This window comes from Faecalimicrobium sp. JNUCC 81, from assembly GCF_053667625.1.
In genome coordinates, this window is record NZ_CM132203.1 from 210,685 (window position 1) to 230,461 (window position 19,777).

Annotated in this window: 16 protein-coding genes, 1 pseudogene and 1 riboswitch; all 17 genes and pseudogenes read left to right on the forward strand. The window is 29.4% G+C overall.

The window, feature by feature from the left end; genetic code table 11:
- Positions 1-16 precede the first annotated feature (16 nt).
- The 17 genes and pseudogenes from cls to purH all read left to right on the forward strand — a co-directional run bounded on the left by cls (position 17) and on the right by purH (position 19,771).
- Positions 17-1,507 carry a cardiolipin synthase gene (gene cls, locus JNUCC81_RS01180; protein WP_454094954.1) on the forward strand — a complete coding sequence of 497 codons (1,491 nt, stop codon included), beginning with the start codon at positions 17-19 and terminating at the stop codon, positions 1,505-1,507.
- Positions 1,508-1,724: 217 nt separating this feature from the next.
- Positions 1,725-2,009, forward strand: a complete 285-nt coding sequence (locus JNUCC81_RS01185; RefSeq protein WP_042277681.1) for a co-chaperone GroES — start codon at positions 1,725-1,727, stop codon at positions 2,007-2,009.
- A gap of 21 nt (positions 2,010-2,030) precedes the next feature.
- On the forward strand, positions 2,031-3,656 hold the full coding sequence (gene groL / locus JNUCC81_RS01190) for a chaperonin GroEL (protein ID WP_208334509.1): 1,626 nt from the start codon (positions 2,031-2,033) through the stop codon (positions 3,654-3,656).
- 224 nt (positions 3,657-3,880) lie between these two features.
- On the forward strand, positions 3,881-4,624 hold the full coding sequence (gene larB, locus JNUCC81_RS01195) for a nickel pincer cofactor biosynthesis protein LarB (protein WP_454094955.1): 744 nt from the start codon (positions 3,881-3,883) through the stop codon (positions 4,622-4,624).
- Between the two features lie 71 nt (positions 4,625-4,695).
- Positions 4,696-5,828 (forward strand): annotated as a pseudogene (larC, locus tag JNUCC81_RS01200) (nickel pincer cofactor biosynthesis protein LarC).
- A gap of 51 nt (positions 5,829-5,879) precedes the next feature.
- Positions 5,880-5,981: riboswitch (purine riboswitch) on the forward strand.
- A 223-nt stretch (positions 5,982-6,204) separates the two neighbouring features.
- Positions 6,205-7,668 carry an IMP dehydrogenase gene (gene guaB / locus JNUCC81_RS01205; protein WP_454094956.1) on the forward strand — a complete coding sequence of 488 codons (1,464 nt, stop codon included), beginning with the start codon at positions 6,205-6,207 and terminating at the stop codon, positions 7,666-7,668.
- 1 nt (position 7,669) lies between these two features.
- Positions 7,670-9,202, forward strand: a complete 1,533-nt coding sequence (gene guaA / locus JNUCC81_RS01210; protein ID WP_454094957.1) for a glutamine-hydrolyzing GMP synthase — start codon at positions 7,670-7,672, stop codon at positions 9,200-9,202.
- 209 nt (positions 9,203-9,411) lie between these two features.
- Positions 9,412-10,431 (forward strand): BMP family lipoprotein, encoded by a 1,020-nt coding sequence (locus JNUCC81_RS01215; RefSeq protein WP_454094958.1) that lies wholly within the window; start codon positions 9,412-9,414, stop codon positions 10,429-10,431.
- A 261-nt stretch (positions 10,432-10,692) separates the two neighbouring features.
- Positions 10,693-12,021: an NCS2 family permease gene (locus JNUCC81_RS01220; protein WP_454094959.1), complete on the forward strand. Its 1,329-nt coding sequence runs from the start codon at positions 10,693-10,695 to the stop codon at positions 12,019-12,021.
- 272 nt (positions 12,022-12,293) lie between these two features.
- A complete protein-coding gene (locus tag JNUCC81_RS01225) occupies positions 12,294-13,400 on the forward strand; it encodes a DUF5808 domain-containing protein (protein ID WP_454094960.1) in 1,107 nt (368 codons plus the stop codon).
- A 44-nt stretch (positions 13,401-13,444) separates the two neighbouring features.
- Complete coding sequence (locus tag JNUCC81_RS01230; protein ID WP_454094961.1) at positions 13,445-13,777, forward strand: hypothetical protein; 333 nt, start codon at positions 13,445-13,447, stop codon at positions 13,775-13,777.
- A gap of 255 nt (positions 13,778-14,032) precedes the next feature.
- Positions 14,033-14,509: a 5-(carboxyamino)imidazole ribonucleotide mutase gene (gene purE, locus JNUCC81_RS01235; protein ID WP_454094962.1), complete on the forward strand. Its 477-nt coding sequence runs from the start codon at positions 14,033-14,035 to the stop codon at positions 14,507-14,509.
- 5 nt (positions 14,510-14,514) lie between these two features.
- Positions 14,515-15,210, forward strand: coding sequence for a phosphoribosylaminoimidazolesuccinocarboxamide synthase (purC, locus tag JNUCC81_RS01240; RefSeq protein WP_454096360.1), 696 nt, complete (start codon positions 14,515-14,517; stop codon positions 15,208-15,210).
- An 11-nt stretch (positions 15,211-15,221) separates the two neighbouring features.
- Complete coding sequence (purF, locus tag JNUCC81_RS01245) at positions 15,222-16,589, forward strand: amidophosphoribosyltransferase (RefSeq protein ID WP_454094963.1); 1,368 nt, start codon at positions 15,222-15,224, stop codon at positions 16,587-16,589.
- On the forward strand, positions 16,583-17,659 hold the full coding sequence (gene purM / locus JNUCC81_RS01250) for a phosphoribosylformylglycinamidine cyclo-ligase (RefSeq protein WP_454094964.1): 1,077 nt from the start codon (positions 16,583-16,585) through the stop codon (positions 17,657-17,659). The genes purF and purM overlap by 7 nt, the downstream gene beginning before the upstream one ends.
- The gene (gene purN / locus JNUCC81_RS01255; protein ID WP_454094965.1) at positions 17,653-18,246 is read left to right on the forward strand and encodes a phosphoribosylglycinamide formyltransferase; all 594 of its coding nucleotides are present in this window, start codon (positions 17,653-17,655) and stop codon (positions 18,244-18,246) included. Before purM ends, purN begins: the two co-directional genes overlap by 7 nt.
- Positions 18,239-19,771, forward strand: a complete 1,533-nt coding sequence (gene purH, locus JNUCC81_RS01260; RefSeq protein WP_454094966.1) for a bifunctional phosphoribosylaminoimidazolecarboxamide formyltransferase/IMP cyclohydrolase — start codon at positions 18,239-18,241, stop codon at positions 19,769-19,771. Before purN ends, purH begins: the two co-directional genes overlap by 8 nt.
- Positions 19,772-19,777 lie beyond the last annotated feature (6 nt).

The following is a 19,777-nucleotide window of genomic DNA, read 5'->3' on the forward strand; positions in this document are numbered from 1 at the left end:
AGAAGAGGGATGAAACATGAGTGTTGTAGGTATTTTATTTTTAGGTTATTTGATTATATCATATTTAGCTAGTGCAGCAATTTCAATGGTTATTATACTTGAGAATAGAGACCCTGCTAGAACTGTAACATGGTTATTAATATTTTTACTACTTCCAGGAGTAGGGTTATTAATATATGCAGTATTTGGTAGAAATATAAGAAAAATAAAAATATTTAAAACTCAAAAGTTAGCAAATGACATAAAAGAAGAAAAATTATTTGAAAATCTAGAAGAAATACAAGAATTAGTAAAATTAGAACAAGACTCAATAAAAGAAAGAAGTTTAGCAGACGATGAACTAGCGGATTATTCAAAAAAGAGAGTAATAAGTTTACTATTAAATACAGGCATGTTTCCATTTACAACTAATAATAATATAGATGTTTATATAGATGGGAATCAAAAATTTGAAAATCTTATAAAAGATATTAAATCAGCTAAAGATCATATACATTTAGAGTACTTTATAATAAAAGATAGTGAAATAGGTAGAAAAATAAGAGATTTATTAATAGAGAAAGCTAAAGAAGGGGTAAAAATAAGAATTCTATATGATGATGTTGGCTGTTGGAGATTTTGGTTCCATAGAAAATTTTTCAATGAAATGAAAAAGCATGGAATTGATATAATGCCATTTTTACCAGCTAAGTTTCCTATAATAGGAAGTAAGTTAAATTATAGAAATCATAGAAAAATAGTAGTTATAGATGGAAAAGTAGGATATACAGGTGGTATTAATATTGGTGATGAGTATGTGGGTAAAAATAAGAAATTTGGATATTGGAGAGATACCCATATAAGAATAGAAGGAACATCAGTATATTTACTTCAAATGACATTTTTAATAGATTGGTACTATACTACTAAAGAAATTATATTAATAAAAAAATACTTCCCGAAAATGAGCTATTGTGGTGACAGTATGGTTCAAGTGGTAGCAAGCGGTCCAGATAGTGATTGGGAAGCTATACATTATGCATATTTTTCTGCAATATGCCAAGCTAAAAAGAGTATATATATAGAAACTCCGTACTTTATTCCAGATGAGAGTATATTAAGAGCTCTTAAAAGTGCTGCACTTAGTGGTGTAGATGTAAGAATTATATTCCCTAAAATAGCTGACCATAAAATGGTGAATAGTGCATCATACTCATACTTTGCAGATATATTAAAATCTGGAGGAAAAGTTTATTTATATACTAAAGGATTTATACACTCTAAGATAGTAATAATAGATGATAAGATATCCTCTACTGGATCTGCTAACATGGATTTAAGAAGTTTTATGCTTAATTTTGAAATAAACGCATTTATATATGATAAAGATGTTATAGAAATAATGACTAAAGATTTCTTTGAAGATATGAAAAATAGTGAAGAATTAGATGAAAGTGATTTTGAGAATAGAAATATAATTATAAAGGCTAAAGAGTCAATATCTAGGTTATTTTCGCCAATATTATAAAAAATTTCTATGTGTTATAAAAAATAGTTGAAACTTATTAGCAATTAATATACTATAATAATTGTTAGCACTCTATTGTTTAGAGTGATAAAAAAGCTCGCAAACGCGTTGCTCAAATTATTATAGTATTTATTTTTGACTATAAATATTTAAAAATGATAACATGGAATTTAAAATTCCTTTAATAATACAAATAAATCACTAGGAGGTAGAGATTATGAAAATAAGACCATTAGCTGATAGAGTAGTTATAAAAAAAATAGAAGCAGAGGAGAAAACTGCAAGTGGAATAGTTTTACCAGGTGCGGCTAAGGAACAACCTCAAATGGCTGAAGTTGTAGAAGTTGGACCAGGTGGTATTGTTGATGGAAAAGAAATAGTTATGGAATTAAAAGTAAATGATAAGGTAATATTTACAAAATATGCAGGTACAGAAGTTAAAATAGAAGGTAAAGAATACACAATATTAAGACAAAGTGATATATTGGCTGTAATAGAATAATTTTATTAGGAGGGGTTAAAAATGGCTAAAGAAATTAAATTTGCTCAAGATTCAAGAAAAGCTTTAGAAGCTGGTGTAAATAAATTAGCAGATACAGTAAAAGTTACATTAGGACCTAAAGGAAGAAATGTAATATTAGATAAAAAATTTGGTGCACCTCTAATAACTAATGATGGTGTTACAATAGCTAAAGAAATAGAATTAGAAGATAGATTTGAAAATATGGGAGCACAATTAGTTAAGGAAGTTGCCACTAAGACTAATGATGTTGCAGGGGATGGTACTACAACTGCTACAGTACTTGCTCAAGCTATAATAAGAGAAGGGCTAAAAAATGTAACAGCGGGTGCTAATCCAGTACTTATAAGAAAAGGAATGCAAAAAGCAGTTGATGTTGCTGTTGCTGAATTAAAATCTCAATCAAGAACTATAGAAACTAAAGAGTCTATATCTCAAATAGCTTCTATATCTGCTGGAGATGAAGAAGTAGGTAAGTTAATAGCAGAGGCTATGGAAGTAGTAGGAAGAGATGGAGTTATAACAGTTGAAGAATCAAAAACTATGCACACTGAATTAGAAACAGTTGAAGGTATGCAATTTGATAGAGGATTTGTTTCTGCATACATGGTAACAGATGTTGATAAAATGGAAGCTGTTTTAAATGACCCATATATATTAATAACAGATAAAAAAATATCTAACATACAAGAAATATTACCAGTTCTAGAACAAATAGTTCAACAAGGTAAAAAATTATTAATAATAGCTGAAGATGTAGATGGAGAAGCATTATCTACATTAGTAGTTAATAAATTAAGAGGAACATTTGAAGTTGTAGCTGTTAAAGCTCCAGGATTTGGAGATAGAAGAAAAGCTATGCTAGAAGATATAGCTACACTTACAGGTGGTAAAGTAATATCTGAAGAATTAGGATATGAATTAAAAGAAGCTGATGTAACTATGCTAGGGAGAGCATCTTCTGTTAAAGTAGCAAAAGAATCTACTACTATAGTTGATGGATATGGTGATAAAACTGCTATACAAAATAGAGTAAACCAAATAAAGAACCAAGTAGAACAAACTACTTCAGAATTTGATAAAGAAAAGTTAATGGAAAGATTAGCTAAACTTGCTGGTGGAGTAGCTGTTGTAAAAGTTGGAGCTGCTACAGAAGTTGAAATGAAAGAAAAGAAATTAAGAATAGAAGACGCACTTAATGCTACAAGAGCAGGTGTTGAAGAAGGAATGGTAGCTGGTGGAGGTACTGCGTATGTAAGTGTTATACCAGCATTAGATAAACTAGTTGAAGAACTTGATGGTGAAGTTAAAATTGGAGCTAGAATAATAAGAAAATCTTTAGAAGAACCATTAAGACAAATAGCTAAAAATGCAGGTCTTGAAGGAGCTGTAATAATACAAAACGTTATGAGTGAAGATCCTGAAATAGGATTTGACGCTTTAAATGAAAAATATGTAAATATGATAGAAGCTGGGATAGTTGACCCTACTAAGGTTACTAGAACAGCTCTACAAAATGCTGCATCGATAGCAGGAGTATTCTTAACTACAGAAGCTGCTGTTGCTGATCTTCCATCAAAAGATGAACCTATTCCAGGAATGGGTGGCGGTATGCCGGGAATGATGTAATTTAACAATGCATATATTAGAAGGAGTAACTATTGTTACTCCTTTTATAATACAAAAATTCGATTTGCCCATTTTGTTCAAGTAGTTCTCAATACATTGCTCAAGCGACTGTGTATGTTGATCCAAATTAGTAGATGGTATTATAAAAGATATCTATTAATAACAACTACTAATACTAAAATGTGGTAAAATTATTTTAAAGTCAATTATAAAGAGGTAAAAATATGGATTTAAGAGAGTTACTTCAGGATGTAAAAAATAACCAAATAAATATAGATGAAGCTTTAGGGAAGCTTAAAAACTTACCATATGAAGATTTAGGATATGCAAATATAGACCATCACAGGGAAATAAGAAATGGATACCCAGAAGTTATATATTGCGAAGGAAAAAGTGATGACCATATACTAGGTATAATAGAGAAAATGAATGAAAAAGGATTTAATATACTTGGGACTAGATGTAGAAAAGAAACATTTGAAAAAATAAGAGTAATTTATAAAAATGCAGAGTATGAAGAATTGTCAAAAATATTAAAAATACAAAACCATGAAATTTTACATAAAGGAAAAGGTAAAATTGTAATAGTAAGTGGTGGAACATCTGATATACCAGTTTCTGATGAAGCTTATTATACAGCTGAATTTTTAGGAAATGAAGTAGAAAGGGTTTATGATGTTGGGGTAGCGGGCATACATAGACTTCTTAATAAAAAACATATATTAGATGAAGCAAGAGTGGTTATAGCTGTTGCAGGTATGGAAGGGGCCTTACCAAGTGTAGTCGGAGGACTTATTGATGTTCCTGTTATAGCTGTTCCTACATCTGTAGGTTACGGAGCTAATTTTGGAGGATTGTCAGCTCTTCTTACTATGCTAAATAGCTGTGCATCAGGAATTTCAGTAGTTAATATAGATAATGGTTTCGGTGCTGGGTACTTGGCATCTATGATAAATAAATTAAAATAGTTGAGTTCAAGGAGAAAAAAATGAAAGAAAGAATACTTTATTTTGATATAGTAAATGGAATATCAGGGGATATGACACTAGCAAGTTTATTGAATTTAGGAGTTCCAACAGATGTATTTTTAGAGGAATTAAAAAAACTTAGTATATACAATGAATGTGAGTTAAAGATAACTTCTAAAAATGAAAGTGGAATAGTAGGAACTAATGTAGAAGTTATAACACAGGAAACCAATGTACATAGACACTTAGTAGATATATTTGAAATTATAGATGAAAGTACCTTAAATGAGAACGTAAAGAGTATGGCAAAGAAAATATTTATGATAATAGGAGAAGCTGAGGCCAAGGTTCATGGAACTACTATAGATAAGATACATTTTCATGAGGTTGGAGCAATAGATTCAATTATAGATATAGTAGGAGCCTCTATATTAATAGATTTATTATGTATAGATAAAATATGCTCAACTTCTGTTCCAGTAGGTTCAGGATTTGTAAAATGTGATCATGGAATAATGCCAGTACCAGCTCCTGCTACAATGGAAATATTAAAAGGAGTTCCAGTTAAATTAAATACAGTTAAAGGTGAATGTAGTACTCCAACGGGAGCTGCTATAATAAAAGCTTTATGTGATGAATTCGTAGATATATTAGAATTTGAAGTAAATCAGATTGGTTATGGAATTGGACAGAAAAAATTTGAGCTGCCAAATATATTAAGAACTGTTATAGGTGTAAAAAAAAACAAGAAGTAATTTATGAAATAAACACGAACATTGATGATATGTCACAAGAAATATACTCATATCTTTATGACAAGATTTTAGATGCGGGAGCTTTAGATGTTTATACAGAAAGTATATATATGAAAAAAAATAGACCGGCAAATAAAATTACTATATTATGTGAAGAAAATGATTTGGAGAAATTTGTAGAAATATTAATTACAGAAACTAGTACATTTGGAGTAAGATATCATAAATATAATAGAGAGAGACTAAAGAGAAAATTTACTAAAATAGATACAATATACGGTGAAATAAGTATCAAACTAGGCTATTACAATGATAAGCTAATTAAGGTTACACCTGAGTATGAAGATTGCAAAATAATTAGTAAAAACACAGGAATACCATTTCATCAATTGATATATAAAATAAACTGTATTATAAATGAAAAATTTGACGTAAAATTATTGACATAACTTATAAATTTTGATAAATTAGTAGTCACTAAAAGAAATTATATGTTTATAACTAAATAACAATATGTCACTCGTATATACTCGGAAATATGGTCTGAGAGTTTCTACCGAGATACCGTAAATGTCTCGACTATGAGTGAAATTATTATAGCAGAATATCTAGATCAAGTAAATTTGTAGGCTGATTATATATCCCTATAGGTTAGCTATAAGTAGAGATATTTTGGAAACCTGTATAGTAATTTCACTTTTATGAGAATAAGAATAGAAGTTAATATACAGGTTTTTTTGTATCTTAATTTAAGACGAACAAAAAAACAGAAAAAATATTTAAAATTCGTATAAAATATATATAATAAGAGAAGGGAGAACTACTATGGCAACTATATTAAAAGAAGGTTTAACGTTTGATGATGTTTTATTAGTTCCACAAAAATCTGAAGTACTACCTAAGGACGTTAATATAGAGACTTACTTAACTAAAACAATAAAATTAAATATTCCTCTAATGAGTGCAGGTATGGATACTGTTACAGAATCTAAGATGGCTATATCAATGGCTAGACAAGGCGGTATAGGTATAATACACAAAAATATGTCTATAGAGGAACAAGCATTAGAAGTAGATAAAGTAAAAAGAAGTGAAAGTGGAGTAATAGTAGATCCTTTCTACTTATCAAAAAATCATACTATACAAGATGCTGATGATATAATGGCAAGATACAAAATATCAGGTGTGCCTATAGTAGATGAAGATAATAAATTAATAGGAATAATAACTAATAGAGACATAAAGTTTGAAGATGATATGACTAAGAGTATAGAAGATGCTATGACTAAAGAAAACTTAGTTACAGCTAAAGAAGGAGTAGATTTAGCTGAAGCTCAACAAATACTTAAAAAACATAAAATAGAAAAATTACCTATAGTAGATGATGAAGGTCATTTAAAAGGTTTAATAACTATAAAAGATATAGAAAAGAAAATACAATATCCTAATTCAGCTAAAGATTCACATGGCAGATTATTATGTGGAGCTGCAGTAGGAATAAGTGCAGACCTAATGAATAGAGTAGATGCTTTAGTTAAAGCTAATGTAGATGCAATAGTATTAGATAGTGCACATGGACATTCTAAAGGGGTTATGGATGCAGTTAAAAAAGTAAAAGATGCTCATCCACAGCTTCAAGTTATAGCAGGAAATGTAGCTACACCAGAAGCAACAGAAGATTTAATAAAAGCTGGAGCAGATTGTGTAAAAGTTGGTATAGGACCTGGTTCAATATGTACTACAAGGGTTGTAGCAGGTATAGGGGTACCTCAATTAACAGCTGTAATGGATTGTGCAGAAGTTGGTAAGAGATATGGAATACCAGTAATAGCTGATGGAGGAATTAAATTCTCTGGAGATATAGTTAAAGCATTAGCAGGTGGAGCATCAGTATGTATGATGGGATCATTATTTGCAGGTACAGAAGAAAGTCCAGGAGAAACAGTTCTTTATAGAGGTAGATCATACAAGACTTACAGAGGTATGGGTTCAATTGGAGCTATGGAAAAAGGATCTAAAGATAGATACTTCCAAAATGATGCTAAGAAGTTAGTTCCAGAAGGTGTTGAAGGAATGGTAGCATATAAAGGAAAAGCGGAAGATATAATATACCAAATGATAGGTGGTATAAGAGCTGGTATGGGATACTGTGGAGCTCCTACATTAAACGATTTAGCAGAAAATGCAGGATTTGTTAAGATCACAGCAGCATCTTTAAAAGAAAGTCATCCACATGATATAACAATAAGTAAAGAAGCGCCAAACTACAGTATGCAAGGGGAGATATAATATGAAGCATGAATTAGTACTTGTTGTTGACTTCGGAGGTCAATACAATCAATTAATAGCAAGAAGAGTTAGAGAAAACAACGTATACTGTGAAATAATACCGTATACTACAGACATAGAAAAAATAAAAGCGATGAATCCTAAAGGAATAATATTCACAGGTGGACCTAACAGTGCTTACCTAGAAAATTCACCTAAAATAGCTAAAGAGATATTTGAAATAGGGGTACCTATACTTGGAATATGCTATGGTATACAAGTAATGAGTCATATACTTGGTGGTAATGTAAGAAAAGGAAACACTAGTGAAAAAGAATACGGAAAAACGGAAATAACTTACAGTGAATCAGCTATATTTGATGGTATATCTACAAATATAGTATGGATGAGTCATACTGATTTAATAGACAAGCTTCCAGAAGGTTTCAAATCAATAGCTCAAACTAAAGATTGTCCAGTTGCAGCTATGGAGTGTATAGAAAAGAAATTATATGGAGTACAATTCCATCCAGAAGTTGAGCATTGCCAAGAAGGAGATAAAGTACTTAGAAACTTCTTATATAATGTTTGTGAAGTAAGTGGGGATTGGACTACAGATTCATTTATATCAGATAAAATAAAAGAATTAAAAGAAAAAATTGGAGACAAGAAAGTATTGTGTGCTTTAAGTGGTGGAGTTGATTCATCAGTAGCAGCGGTACTTGTACACAGAGCAATAGGAGATAACTTAACTTGTGTATTCGTAGATCACGGTTTACTTAGAAAGAACGAAGGTAATGATGTAGAAAGAATATTCAGAGATAAGTTTGACATGAACTTAATAAGAGTTAACTGTGAAGATAGATTCTTAGGTAAATTAAAAGGTGTAACAGAGCCAGAAGCTAAGAGAAAAATAATAGGTGAAGAATTCATAAGAGTATTTGAAGAAGAATCAAATAAACTTGGAAAAATGGACTTCTTAGTTCAAGGAACTATATATCCGGATGTAGTTGAAAGTGGACATGGAGAAGCTGCAACTATAAAATCTCACCATAATGTTGGTGGAATACCTGAAGATATAGAATTTGAAATAGTAGAGCCATTAAGAGAATTATTTAAAGATGAAGTTAGAAAAATAGGTTTAGAACTTGGAATAGAAGAAGACTTAATATTTAGACATCCATTCCCAGGACCAGGTCTTGGAATAAGAGTTATAGGTGAAGTAACTAAAGAAAGATGTGACATATTAAGAGAAGCAGATGCAATATATATGGATATATTAAAAGAACATGGACTATATAAAGAAATATGGCAAGCATTCGCTACATTACCAGATGTAAAAACAGTTGGAGTTATGGGAGATGAAAGAACTTATGCTTACTTAGTAGGTATAAGAGCGGTAACATCTTCTGACGGAATGACTTCAGATTGGTATAAAATGCCTTATGATGTATTAGAAAAGATATCTAATAGAATAGTAAATGAAGTTGATGGAGCAAATAGAGTAGTTTATGACATAACTTCAAAACCACCAGGAACAATAGAGTGGGAATAAAAATAAAATAGAACTATTAATGTATCGAGGTATATGATTATAAATATTTACCTCGATACTCTGTTTTACGATACAAATGTATACAATATTCAGAAAACAATACCATTATATAGATAAACAACTAAAAAAGTAAATATATAGAATATAAATTGAAAATATTATGCAATATATAGACATATTTAAATATTTAAGACGCCAGGAGGAATAATATGAAATTTAAGAAATTATTATCATTAGGAACAGCAGTTATAGTATCATCAGCTATGTTAGTTGGATGTGGTAACGGAGATTCTAAAAAAGAATCAAGTAAAGCTATAAAAGTAGGTATGGTAACAGATGTTGGAGGTATAAATGATGAATCATTTAACCAATCTGCTTATGAGGGTCTAAAAAAAGCTGAAAAAGAATTAGGTATAGAAGTAAAAGTAATAGAATCAAAACAAGCATCTGAATACATAACTAATTTAGAGAGTCTTGCTGACCAAGATATGGATTTAATCATAGGTGTAGGAAACACTATGAAAGATGATATTAAGAAAGAAGCTGAAAACTATTCAAATCAAAACTTTGCTATAGTAGATGAAACTTATGATGAAATACCATCAAATGTAACACCTATATTATTTAGAGAAAATGAAGCTACATACTTAGCAGGTCTTATAGCAGGAAGAATGACTAAAACTAATAATATAGGATTTATAGGTGGAATGCAAAATCCAGTTATATCTAGATTTGAATATGGATTCAGAGCTGGTATAAAAGAATCTAACAAAGATGCAGATGTAAAAGTTCAATATGCTGGTACTTTTGGTGATGCAGCTAAGGGTAAATCAATAGCTAATCAAATGTATAATAGTAATGTAGATATAATACTTCCTGCAGCAGGTGGTACAGGAGTAGGTGCTATAGAATCTGCGAAAGAGCAAAAGAAATTTGCAATAGGTGTTGATAGAGACCAAAGTAACTTAGCTCCAGATAATATGTTAACTTCAGCATTAAAGAAAGTTAATGTTGGTGTATATGATACAGTAAAAGAATTAGTTGAAGGTAAATTAAAAGGTGGATCAGAAAAAGTATACGGACTTAAAGAAGATGGTGTTGGTATAGTTGAATCTAAATTAATACCAAAAGATGTATTAGAATATGTAAATGGAATAAAAGAAAAAATAGTAAAAGGTGAAATAAAAGTACCTGCAAATGAAAAAGAATTTAATGCTACACAAAAATAAATAATAAAAAAGCCTAATATCATATGATATTAGGCTTTTTTATTATTTATTTTAATTAAAATAGAATAAATTTTTACATAAACTGATAATTTAGCAAGAAATAAAAGGTAATATTAAGGCTTTTACGAACTATTTACATAAAAATATATATAAAGTTTAAAAAACTATTGATAAAATATGAATTATAATATATAATAAGTATGTAAAGTTAAGAATAAAACGAACGATTTATACTATAAATAATAAAATAGGAGGTATTATATGCAAGTTACACAGACGGCTAATAAAAATATATTAGATAGAGTATTTAAACTATCAGAAAATAATACAAATGTAAAAACAGAAATTATAGCAGGTATTACGACATTTATGACAATGGCATATATATTAGTTGTTAATGCGAATATATTATCAGATGCTGGTATGGATAAAGGAGCTGTATTTGCAGCAACAGCAATAGCAGCATTTATAGGAAGTTGCGTTATGGGACTTCTTGCAAATTATCCAATAGCATTAGCACCAGGTATGGGGCTTAACGCATTCTTTGCTTATACAGTAGTATCATCAATGGGGTACAGTTGGCAATTTGCTTTATGTGCAGTTTTAATAGAGGGAATTATATTTATATTACTTACAGTAACAAATGTTAGAGAAAAGATTATAGATTGTATACCATCAGTATTAAAGCATGCTGTTACAGCTGGTATAGGATTGTTTATAGCATTTATAGGATTATCAAATGCAGGAATAGTTGTTAACGGAGCAACAATACTTGCCTTAGGAAACTTAAAAGACCCATTAGTTTTATTAACAATAGTAGGATTATTATTAGCAGCAGTTTTAATAGCTAAAAATGTAAAGGGAGCATTCCTTTTAGCAATGATTACAATATCTGCAATAGGTATGGTAGCTGGTTTAGTAGAATTACCTAAAGGTATAGTTTCGGCAGCTCCATCATTAAAGCCAGTATTTTTACAAGCTTTATCAGTACCAGCAGAACAAATATTTAGTTTTGATATGGTAGTAGTAGTATTTACATTCTTATTCGTAGATTTATTTGATACAGTGGGATGTTTAGTAGGTGTAGCTTCAAAAGGAAATATGTTAGATGAAAACGGAAAATTACCAAGAGCTAAGCAAGCTTTATTTTCAGATGCAGTAGCAACTACTTCAGGAGCTTTACTTGGAACTTCAACTGTTACAGCTTACGTTGAAAGTGCAGCAGGAATAGGTGAAGGTGGAAGAACTGGATTAACAGCAATTACAACTGGATTATTATTCTTATTATCATTATTCTTTGCTCCGATATTCACATCAATACCAACTCAAGCAACAGCTCCAGTACTTATATTAGTAGGAGTTATGATGGCGAGTTCTCTTAAAGAAATAGATTTTAGTGATTTTACAAATGCCATACCAGCATTTTTAGCATTTGCTATGATGCCACTTTCATATAGCATAGCTGATGGTATAATATTTGGAATAATCTCTTATGTAGTTTTAAAAATAGCAACTAATAGAATTAAAGAAATAAATTTATCATTAATAATACTTTCGATACTATTTATATGTAAGTTTATATTCTTATAAAATACTAAAAACAAAAATCCCGAAATTGTAATCTATATAGGTTACAGTTTCGGGATTTTTTTATTAAACAACAAAGTTAAAGGAATAAATAATGTTTGAGTGCACAAAAAGACCATATTAGTCCACATATATTGACTTTGGATTTGTATTAGTATATTTATATAGTTGATATAACCGTAAGTAGATTAGATTTAATTATTAATATATGTAGTTATAGAGTAAAGTATAATATTTAAATTAGTAATATAAATAGGAATTAGGGGTGAATATTAATGAACAATATATCATATCTCATAATTTTACTACCGACGATGTTTTTTGTATATATTGCTTCAGTATATGCAGAGTATTCAGGAGGATTTAATTGTTTTTATGGAATAAAAATAAATGAATTGAGTCTAAATGAAGAAGATAAGGTTAGTATTAGAAATAAATATAAAAAAAGTATAAGAATAATATCTTTAATAATGTTATTTGCAAGTATATTGGCTGTTTATACTTTGGATAAAAATTTTGAAAAAATCATGAATATTATACTTTTTGTTTATGCAGGATTTATAATACTATTTCAGTTTATAAATTATTCTAAAGTCAAAAAATTAAGAGATATATTAGTAGAAAATATAGATAATGAAAAAGATATAATACAAAATAAAACTAAAACAATAGATACAATTTTATTAAGTGAGAAATCAAAAATACAAAATAAATTTAGTATTATATTTTTAATATTATTATTTATATCAGCATCATCAATATTTTATTTAGCATCGATTTACAATGAACTACCAAGATTAATACCTCCTAATTTTATAGAAAATCCAAGTGAAACAGATTTTGTTGTTAAAAGCTTAAAAAATGTATTTGGATTGGAATTAGCAGGGTTTATAATGATAGTATTACTAGGATTTATAACAATATCCTCAATAGGGAATGTGACAAATATAAGAAAAGATAAGCTAGAAAATGAAAAGAAACGAGTGATTAAATACATAAATAAAATGGGTAAATCTTTTGTATTAATAGCTCTATGTATAGAATATCAAACTACGATAATACCGATAATATTACTTAATCAATATAAATTTCCTCTATATACAATTATATTTGCATGGTTTTTAATTATGGCAAATATTATAAATGTTTTATATTCTTGTGTAATGTTGAGTTCTTTTAAAGTTAAAGAAAATGTAAATTATAGTGATGATTATAGTAAGTGGATTTTTGGATATTTTTATTTTAATAAAGATGATCCTTCATTTATAGTAGATAGAAAAATGGGTATGGGGTACACTGTAAATTTAGCAAACCCAAAGATTAATACATTGGTAGCTATAGTTTTATTACTTTTCGTTATGGATATAACGCTAAAGATATGATAGAGCTAGAGTATTAAAAATATAAATAGTAGGAGGATTTTATTATGGGAATTTTTATAAACATACTATTAATAATGATAGGGATTGGTTTTATAATAAGAGGGTATAGGCTTAATAGGTATAGAGATTTAAGTAAATGTACTAATAAATGGGTTCCGATGGAAAAAATAAAAGATAAAGATGGATATATAAAGTTTCATTCTAAATGGAGCTATTTATTCGGAATGATAATGTTATTAATGGGGGTAACCTTTATTATAGATAAGTACATTATGCAAATTGATATTGTAGTCACTATATTGAGTTTAGTATATTTAATAGGTATGTTTACTTTTATATATCAAAGCTCTGGCAGCATATCTAAATTTCAAAAATAAAAAATAAAGTGAGAGTCACCAGTTAAGGTGACTTTTTTAATATAAAGAAACTATATTTATTATATTGTTAAAAATACGAATAATTAAAACATATACATAAATAATATTTTAAATATGTCGAATGAATTTAATCTAAATTAAAATAAACACTTGAAAATAAATGAATATTATTATAATATTTAAGTATAAAGTTCATATAATTACACGAACATTAATAATTAATGTTCGTGTAATGAATGTAAAGGAGGAATAATAATGAAAGTAGCAGTAGTTATGGGTTCCAAATCGGATTATCCTAAATTAGAGGAAGGAATAAATTTATTAGAAAAATATGGTGTAGAAGTTAAAGTGAGAGCATTATCAGCACATAGAACACCAAAACAACTTACTGAGTTCTTAGAAGAAATAGAAAATGATACAGATGTAATAATAGCAGCTGCAGGCAAAGCAGCACATCTACCGGGAGTGATAGCATCACACACGTTAATTCCCGTTATAGGCTTACCAATAAAATCATCTACAATGGATGGATTGGATTCACTTTTATCAATAGTACAAATGCCAAAGGGGATACCAGTAGCAACAGTAACAATCGACCTAGGTCTTAATGCAGCATTAATGGCACTTCAAATAATGAGTATAAAATATCCAGTTTTAAAAGAAAATTTAAAGTCATATAGAAAAGAAATGGAAGAACAAGTATTAGAAGATGATAAAAATTTAAGGGGGTAATAATGATGTTATTATATGAGGGGAAAGCAAAACAAGTATACAGCACAGAGAAAGAAAATGAATTTATAGTTTATTTTAAAGATGATGCAACAGCATTTAATGGAGAAAAAAAAGCAGAGATATTATCTAAGGGAATTTTAAATAATAAAATATCTACAATAATGTTTGAAATGTTACACAAGGAACAAATAGAAACACACTTCATAAAAAACTTATCAGAAAGAGAAATGTTAGTAAAGAAAGTTGAAATTTTACCACTAGAAGTAATCGTAAGAAATATAACAGCAGGATCATTTTGTAAGAGAGTAGGAATAGAAGAAGGAATAGTATTAGATGAACCTATATTTGAAATATGCTATAAAAATGATGATTATGGCGATCCTATGTTAAATGATGACCATGCAGTAGCAATGAAATTAGCTACTAGAGAGGAATTACAGTTCTTAAGAAATGAAACTCTAAAAATAAACAAATTAATGAAAGAATTTTTCTTAAAGATGAATTTAAAGTTGGTAGATTTTAAATTAGAATTTGGAAAAGATTCTGATGGTAATATAATATTAGCTGATGAAATATCACCAGATACTTGTAGACTTTGGGATGTAGATACAAATGAAAAGTTAGATAAAGATAGATTCAGAAGAGATCTTGGGGATCTTGTACAAGGGTATGAAGAAATTCTTGCAAGAATGAGTAATTAGGGGGATATTTTATGTGCGGAGTTGTAGGTATTTATTCTGATAAAGATATATCTAAAGAATTATATTATTCATTATATTCAATGCAGCATAGAGGGCAAGAAAGTTGTGGTATTGCTGTATCTGATGGAGAAGATATTAATTACAAAAAAGGTATGGGATTAGTTGGAGACGTATTCAACGAAAAAGAATTAAAAGATTTAAGTGGAAATATGGGAATTGGACATGTTAGATATTCAACAGCAGGAGGAAGTCACTTAGCTAATTGCCAGCCTTTAGTAGGTAGATGTAGAAAAAGAAAATTAGCCCTTGCTCATAATGGAAACTTAGTTAATGCAAATTATTTAAAAGATATGTTAGAAGAAGATGGATACATGTTTCAAGCTAACTCAGATACAGAAGTAATTTTATATATACTAGCTAGATATTATAAAGGTGACATAGTAGAAAGTTTAAAAATTACTATGGATTATATAAAAGGTGCATACTCTCTTGTAATAATGGGAGAGGAAGAGCTGGTAGCAGTCAGAGATCCACATGGATTTAGACCTCTTATATTAGGTAAAAGAGGGGATGAATATATATTCGCGTCTGAAGATGCAGCTATAGATATACTTGGTGGGGAAGTAATAAGGGATGTTGAACCGGGTGAAATAATAGTTGTTAAAGATGGGAAAATGAAATCTTATTATTACTCTGAAAACTATAAGCCATTAAAGAAAAGTTGTATATTTGAACATATTTACTTTGCTAGAAATGATGCGACTATAGATAAGGTTAATGTATATGATTTTAGAGTTAAATGTGGGGAAATATTAGCCAAAAATGAAAATATAAAGGCTGATATAGTAGTCCCAGTTCCAGATTCAGGATGGGCAGGTGCAATAGGATATTCTAATGAAAGTAAAATTCCTGTTAGTGAAGGCCTTGTTAAAAATAGATATGTAGGAAGAACATTTATAAAGCCAACTCAAGAAGAAAGAGAAATAGGAGTAAAGATAAAATTAAATCCATTATCTAGTGTGGTTAAAGGAAAATCAGTAATATTAGTTGATGACTCTATAGTTAGGGGGACAACATCAAAATTAATAATTAACTCATTAAGAGAAGCGGGAGCAAGTGAAATACACCTTAGAATAACATCACCTCCAGTTCAGTACTCTTGCTACTATGGAATAGATACTCCAAGGCGTTCTAATTTAATAGCATCACAAAATTCTGTTGAACAAATTAGAGAGTACATCGGATGTGATTCTTTAGAGTTTTTAAGTATAGAAGGAATACTAGATGCTGCTGAAAATAAAGCGACATTCTGTAAAGCTTGTTTTGATGGAGAATATCCAGTTAAAAAAATTGATAGGGAGGAACTACTTTCATGTTAACTTACAAACAATCAGGAGTAGATATAGACGAAGGAAATAGAGCAGTAGATCTTATAAAAGGGAAGATAAAATCTACTTATGATAATAATGTTATAGGAGATTTAGGAAACTTTAGTGGATTATATAGTCTAAAAGATTTTGTAGGCATGAAAGAGCCAGTATTACTTGCATCTACAGATGGTGTTGGAACTAAATTAAAATTAGCTCAGATGATGGATAAACATGATACTGTTGGTATAGATTTAGTAGCAATGTGTGTAAATGATTTAATATGCCAAGGTGCAAAACCACTGTTTTTCTTAGATTATATAGCTACTGGAAAGTTAGTTGCAAAGCAAGTTGAGGAAATAGTTGGAGGAATAGCTGATGGTTGTAAAATGTCAGGATGTGCATTAATAGGTGGAGAGACTGCTGAGATGCCTGGAATGTACAGTAATGACGAATATGATTTAGCAGGTTTTTCAGTAGGAATAGCTGATAGAGAAAAGGTAGTATCTGGACAAAATGTTAAAAATAGTGATGTATTAATAGGAATATCTTCAAGTGGTGTTCATAGTAATGGATTTTCATTTATAAGAAAGATTTTTTTAGAAACATATAATTATAAATTAGACCAACATGTAGAAGAGTTAGGAATGACTTTAGGGGAAGCGCTTTTAACTCCTACTAAGATATACGTTAAGTTAGTATTAGAATTGCTTAAAAAATATGATATAAAAGCAATAGCTCATATAACTGGTGGTGGGGTTATAGAAAACATACCAAGGGTTATACCTAAAGGTCTAGGAATAGACATAAATAAAAGCTCTTGGGATAAACCAGCAATATTTAAAATGATAGAAAAATTTAATGCTATAGAAGACAAAGAACTTCATAAGAGTTTTAATATGGGCGTTGGATTGGTTTTAGTAGTAGATAAAGAAAAATCAGATGAAATTGTAGCGTTTATAAATAATAGAGAAGTTAAAAATGAAGTTAAAATAGATGAAAAGTATAATAATTTATTAAAAGATAGAGCTTATGTAATTGGTGAAGTAGTAGATACTCATGAAGGAGTTAAATTATGTTAAATATTGGAGTCTTAGTATCTGGAGGAGGAACAAATCTACAAGCTATTATAGACGAAGAAAAACTTGGAAATATAAAAGGTAGCATTAAAGTAGTTATCTCCAACAAAAAAGGCGCTTTTGGACTAGAAAGAGCAAGACATAATAACATAGAGGCTATATATGAAACTAATGAAGATAAAGTTATAGAGATTTTAAAATCACATGATATAGATTTAGTAGTACTTGCTGGATATTTAAAAATAATTAGTCCTAAGTTTGTAAATGAATTTAGGGATAAAATAATAAATATTCATCCATCATTAATCCCTTCTTTCTGTGGAGAAGGGTATTATGGAAAGAAAGTTCATCAAGACGTTCTTGATTATGGAGCTAAGATAACTGGTGCAACAGTTCACTTTGTAGATGAAGGTGCTGATACTGGACCGATAATAATTCAAGAATCAATAAAAGTAAATAACAATGATGATTGTATATCTTTAGCTAAAAGAGTACTAGAAATAGAACATAAAATTTTAAAGAGAAGTATAAAGTTATTCTGTGAAAATAAATTAAGTATTCAGGGTAGGAGAGTGTTTATAAATGAGTAAAAGAGCATTAATAAGTGTGACAGATAAAAGTGGAGTAGTTGAGTTTGCTAGGGAGTTAAATAATATAGGTTATGAAGTTATATCTACAGGAAATACATTTAAAACATTAAAAGAGAATGGAATAAATGCAATAACAATAGATGAAGTTACTAAATTCCCAGAAATGCTAGACGGAAGAGTTAAGACCTTAAACCCATATATACATGGAGGAATACTTTATAAAAGGGATAATAAAAACCATGTTGATACAGTAAATGAATATGAAATAGAATCTATAGATCTAGTAGTAGTTAATTTGTATGACTTTGAGGGAACTTTAAAAGCTGGGAAAATTCATGAGGAAATGATAGAAAATATAGATATCGGTGGACCATCTATGATACGCTCTGCTGCTAAAAACTATAAGGATGTTACTGTAATAGTAGATGTAAATGACTACAATATGATAATAGAAAAACTAAAAAATGATGACTTAACTTTAGAAGATAGAAAGAGATTATCTTATAAAGCTTTCTCAACAACAGCAAGATATGATGCTCTTATATCAGCCTATTTTGCAGGGGAAGTAGGAGACGATTATCCAGAAATATTTAATTTAACTTTCCAAAAAGAGCAAACTTTAAGATATGGTGAAAACCCACACCAAAAAGGTGTACTATATAGCCAACCGAACGCCAAAAATCCAATATTAAATTATAAACAATTAAATGGAAAAGAACTTTCTTTCAATAACTTAAATGACTTACACGGGTGTTTAGAAGTAATGAGAGAATTTAAAGATAATAGTGATGTAGTATCAGTAGCAATAAAACATACGAATCCATGTGGAGTAGGATTAGGAAAAGATGCATATGATGCATATACAAAATGCTATGAAGCTGACAAGGTTTCAATATTTGGTGGAATAGTAGGAATAACTGGGGCAGTAGATGTAGATACTGCGAAGAAATTGAATGAAATATTTTTAGAAATAGTGGTAGCGTATGATTACACTGAGGAAGCTTTAGATATATTAAAGCAAAAGAAAAATTTAAGGGTTTTAAAGTTAGCTAAGATAGAAGATAGTTTACAGCCTCATGATATGAAATACTTAGATGGAAAGTTATTAGTTCAAGATAAAAATAATTCGTTAGTAGAAAAATATGAAACTGTAACTAAAATAGAACCAAGTAAAGAACAATTAGAAGACATGGAATTTGGAATGAAAGTAGTTAAAAATATGAAATCAAATGCTATAGCAATAGTAAAGAAAGGTCAAACTTTAGCTTTAGGATGTGGTCAAACATCGAGAATATGGGCTTTAAAAAATGCCCTTGAAAATAATAAAGATAAAGATTTTACAGGTGCAACTTTAGCATCTGATGCATTTTTCCCATTTGATGATTGTGTAACCTTAGCTAATGAATATGGTATTGTTTCAGTTGTTCAACCAGGTGGATCTATGAATGATAAAGATTCAGTAAAAGCTTGTGACAAATATAAAATGACTATGGTGTTTACTGGAACAAGACATTTTAAGCACTAGGGGGTA

Coding starts and splice junctions, on each gene's coding strand:
- groL (WP_208334509.1), top strand. CDS start 2,031: ATGGCTAAAGAAATTAAATTTGCTCAAGATTCAAGAAAAGCTTTAGAA.
- purM (WP_454094964.1), top strand. CDS start 16,583: ATGTTAACTTACAAACAATCAGGAGTAGATATAGACGAAGGAAATAGA.
- purF (WP_454094963.1), top strand. CDS start 15,222: ATGTGCGGAGTTGTAGGTATTTATTCTGATAAAGATATATCTAAAGAA.
- guaB (WP_454094956.1), top strand. CDS start 6,205: ATGGCAACTATATTAAAAGAAGGTTTAACGTTTGATGATGTTTTATTA.
- purN (WP_454094965.1), top strand. CDS start 17,653: ATGTTAAATATTGGAGTCTTAGTATCTGGAGGAGGAACAAATCTACAA.
- JNUCC81_RS01230 (WP_454094961.1), top strand. CDS start 13,445: ATGGGAATTTTTATAAACATACTATTAATAATGATAGGGATTGGTTTT.
- JNUCC81_RS01185 (WP_042277681.1), top strand. CDS start 1,725: ATGAAAATAAGACCATTAGCTGATAGAGTAGTTATAAAAAAAATAGAA.
- purH (WP_454094966.1), top strand. CDS start 18,239: ATGAGTAAAAGAGCATTAATAAGTGTGACAGATAAAAGTGGAGTAGTT.
- JNUCC81_RS01220 (WP_454094959.1), top strand. CDS start 10,693: ATGCAAGTTACACAGACGGCTAATAAAAATATATTAGATAGAGTATTT.
- JNUCC81_RS01215 (WP_454094958.1), top strand. CDS start 9,412: ATGAAATTTAAGAAATTATTATCATTAGGAACAGCAGTTATAGTATCA.
- JNUCC81_RS01225 (WP_454094960.1), top strand. CDS start 12,294: ATGAACAATATATCATATCTCATAATTTTACTACCGACGATGTTTTTT.
- purE (WP_454094962.1), top strand. CDS start 14,033: ATGAAAGTAGCAGTAGTTATGGGTTCCAAATCGGATTATCCTAAATTA.
- purC (WP_454096360.1), top strand. CDS start 14,515: ATGTTATTATATGAGGGGAAAGCAAAACAAGTATACAGCACAGAGAAA.
- larB (WP_454094955.1), top strand. CDS start 3,881: ATGGATTTAAGAGAGTTACTTCAGGATGTAAAAAATAACCAAATAAAT.
- guaA (WP_454094957.1), top strand. CDS start 7,670: ATGAAGCATGAATTAGTACTTGTTGTTGACTTCGGAGGTCAATACAAT.
- cls (WP_454094954.1), top strand. CDS start 17: ATGAGTGTTGTAGGTATTTTATTTTTAGGTTATTTGATTATATCATAT.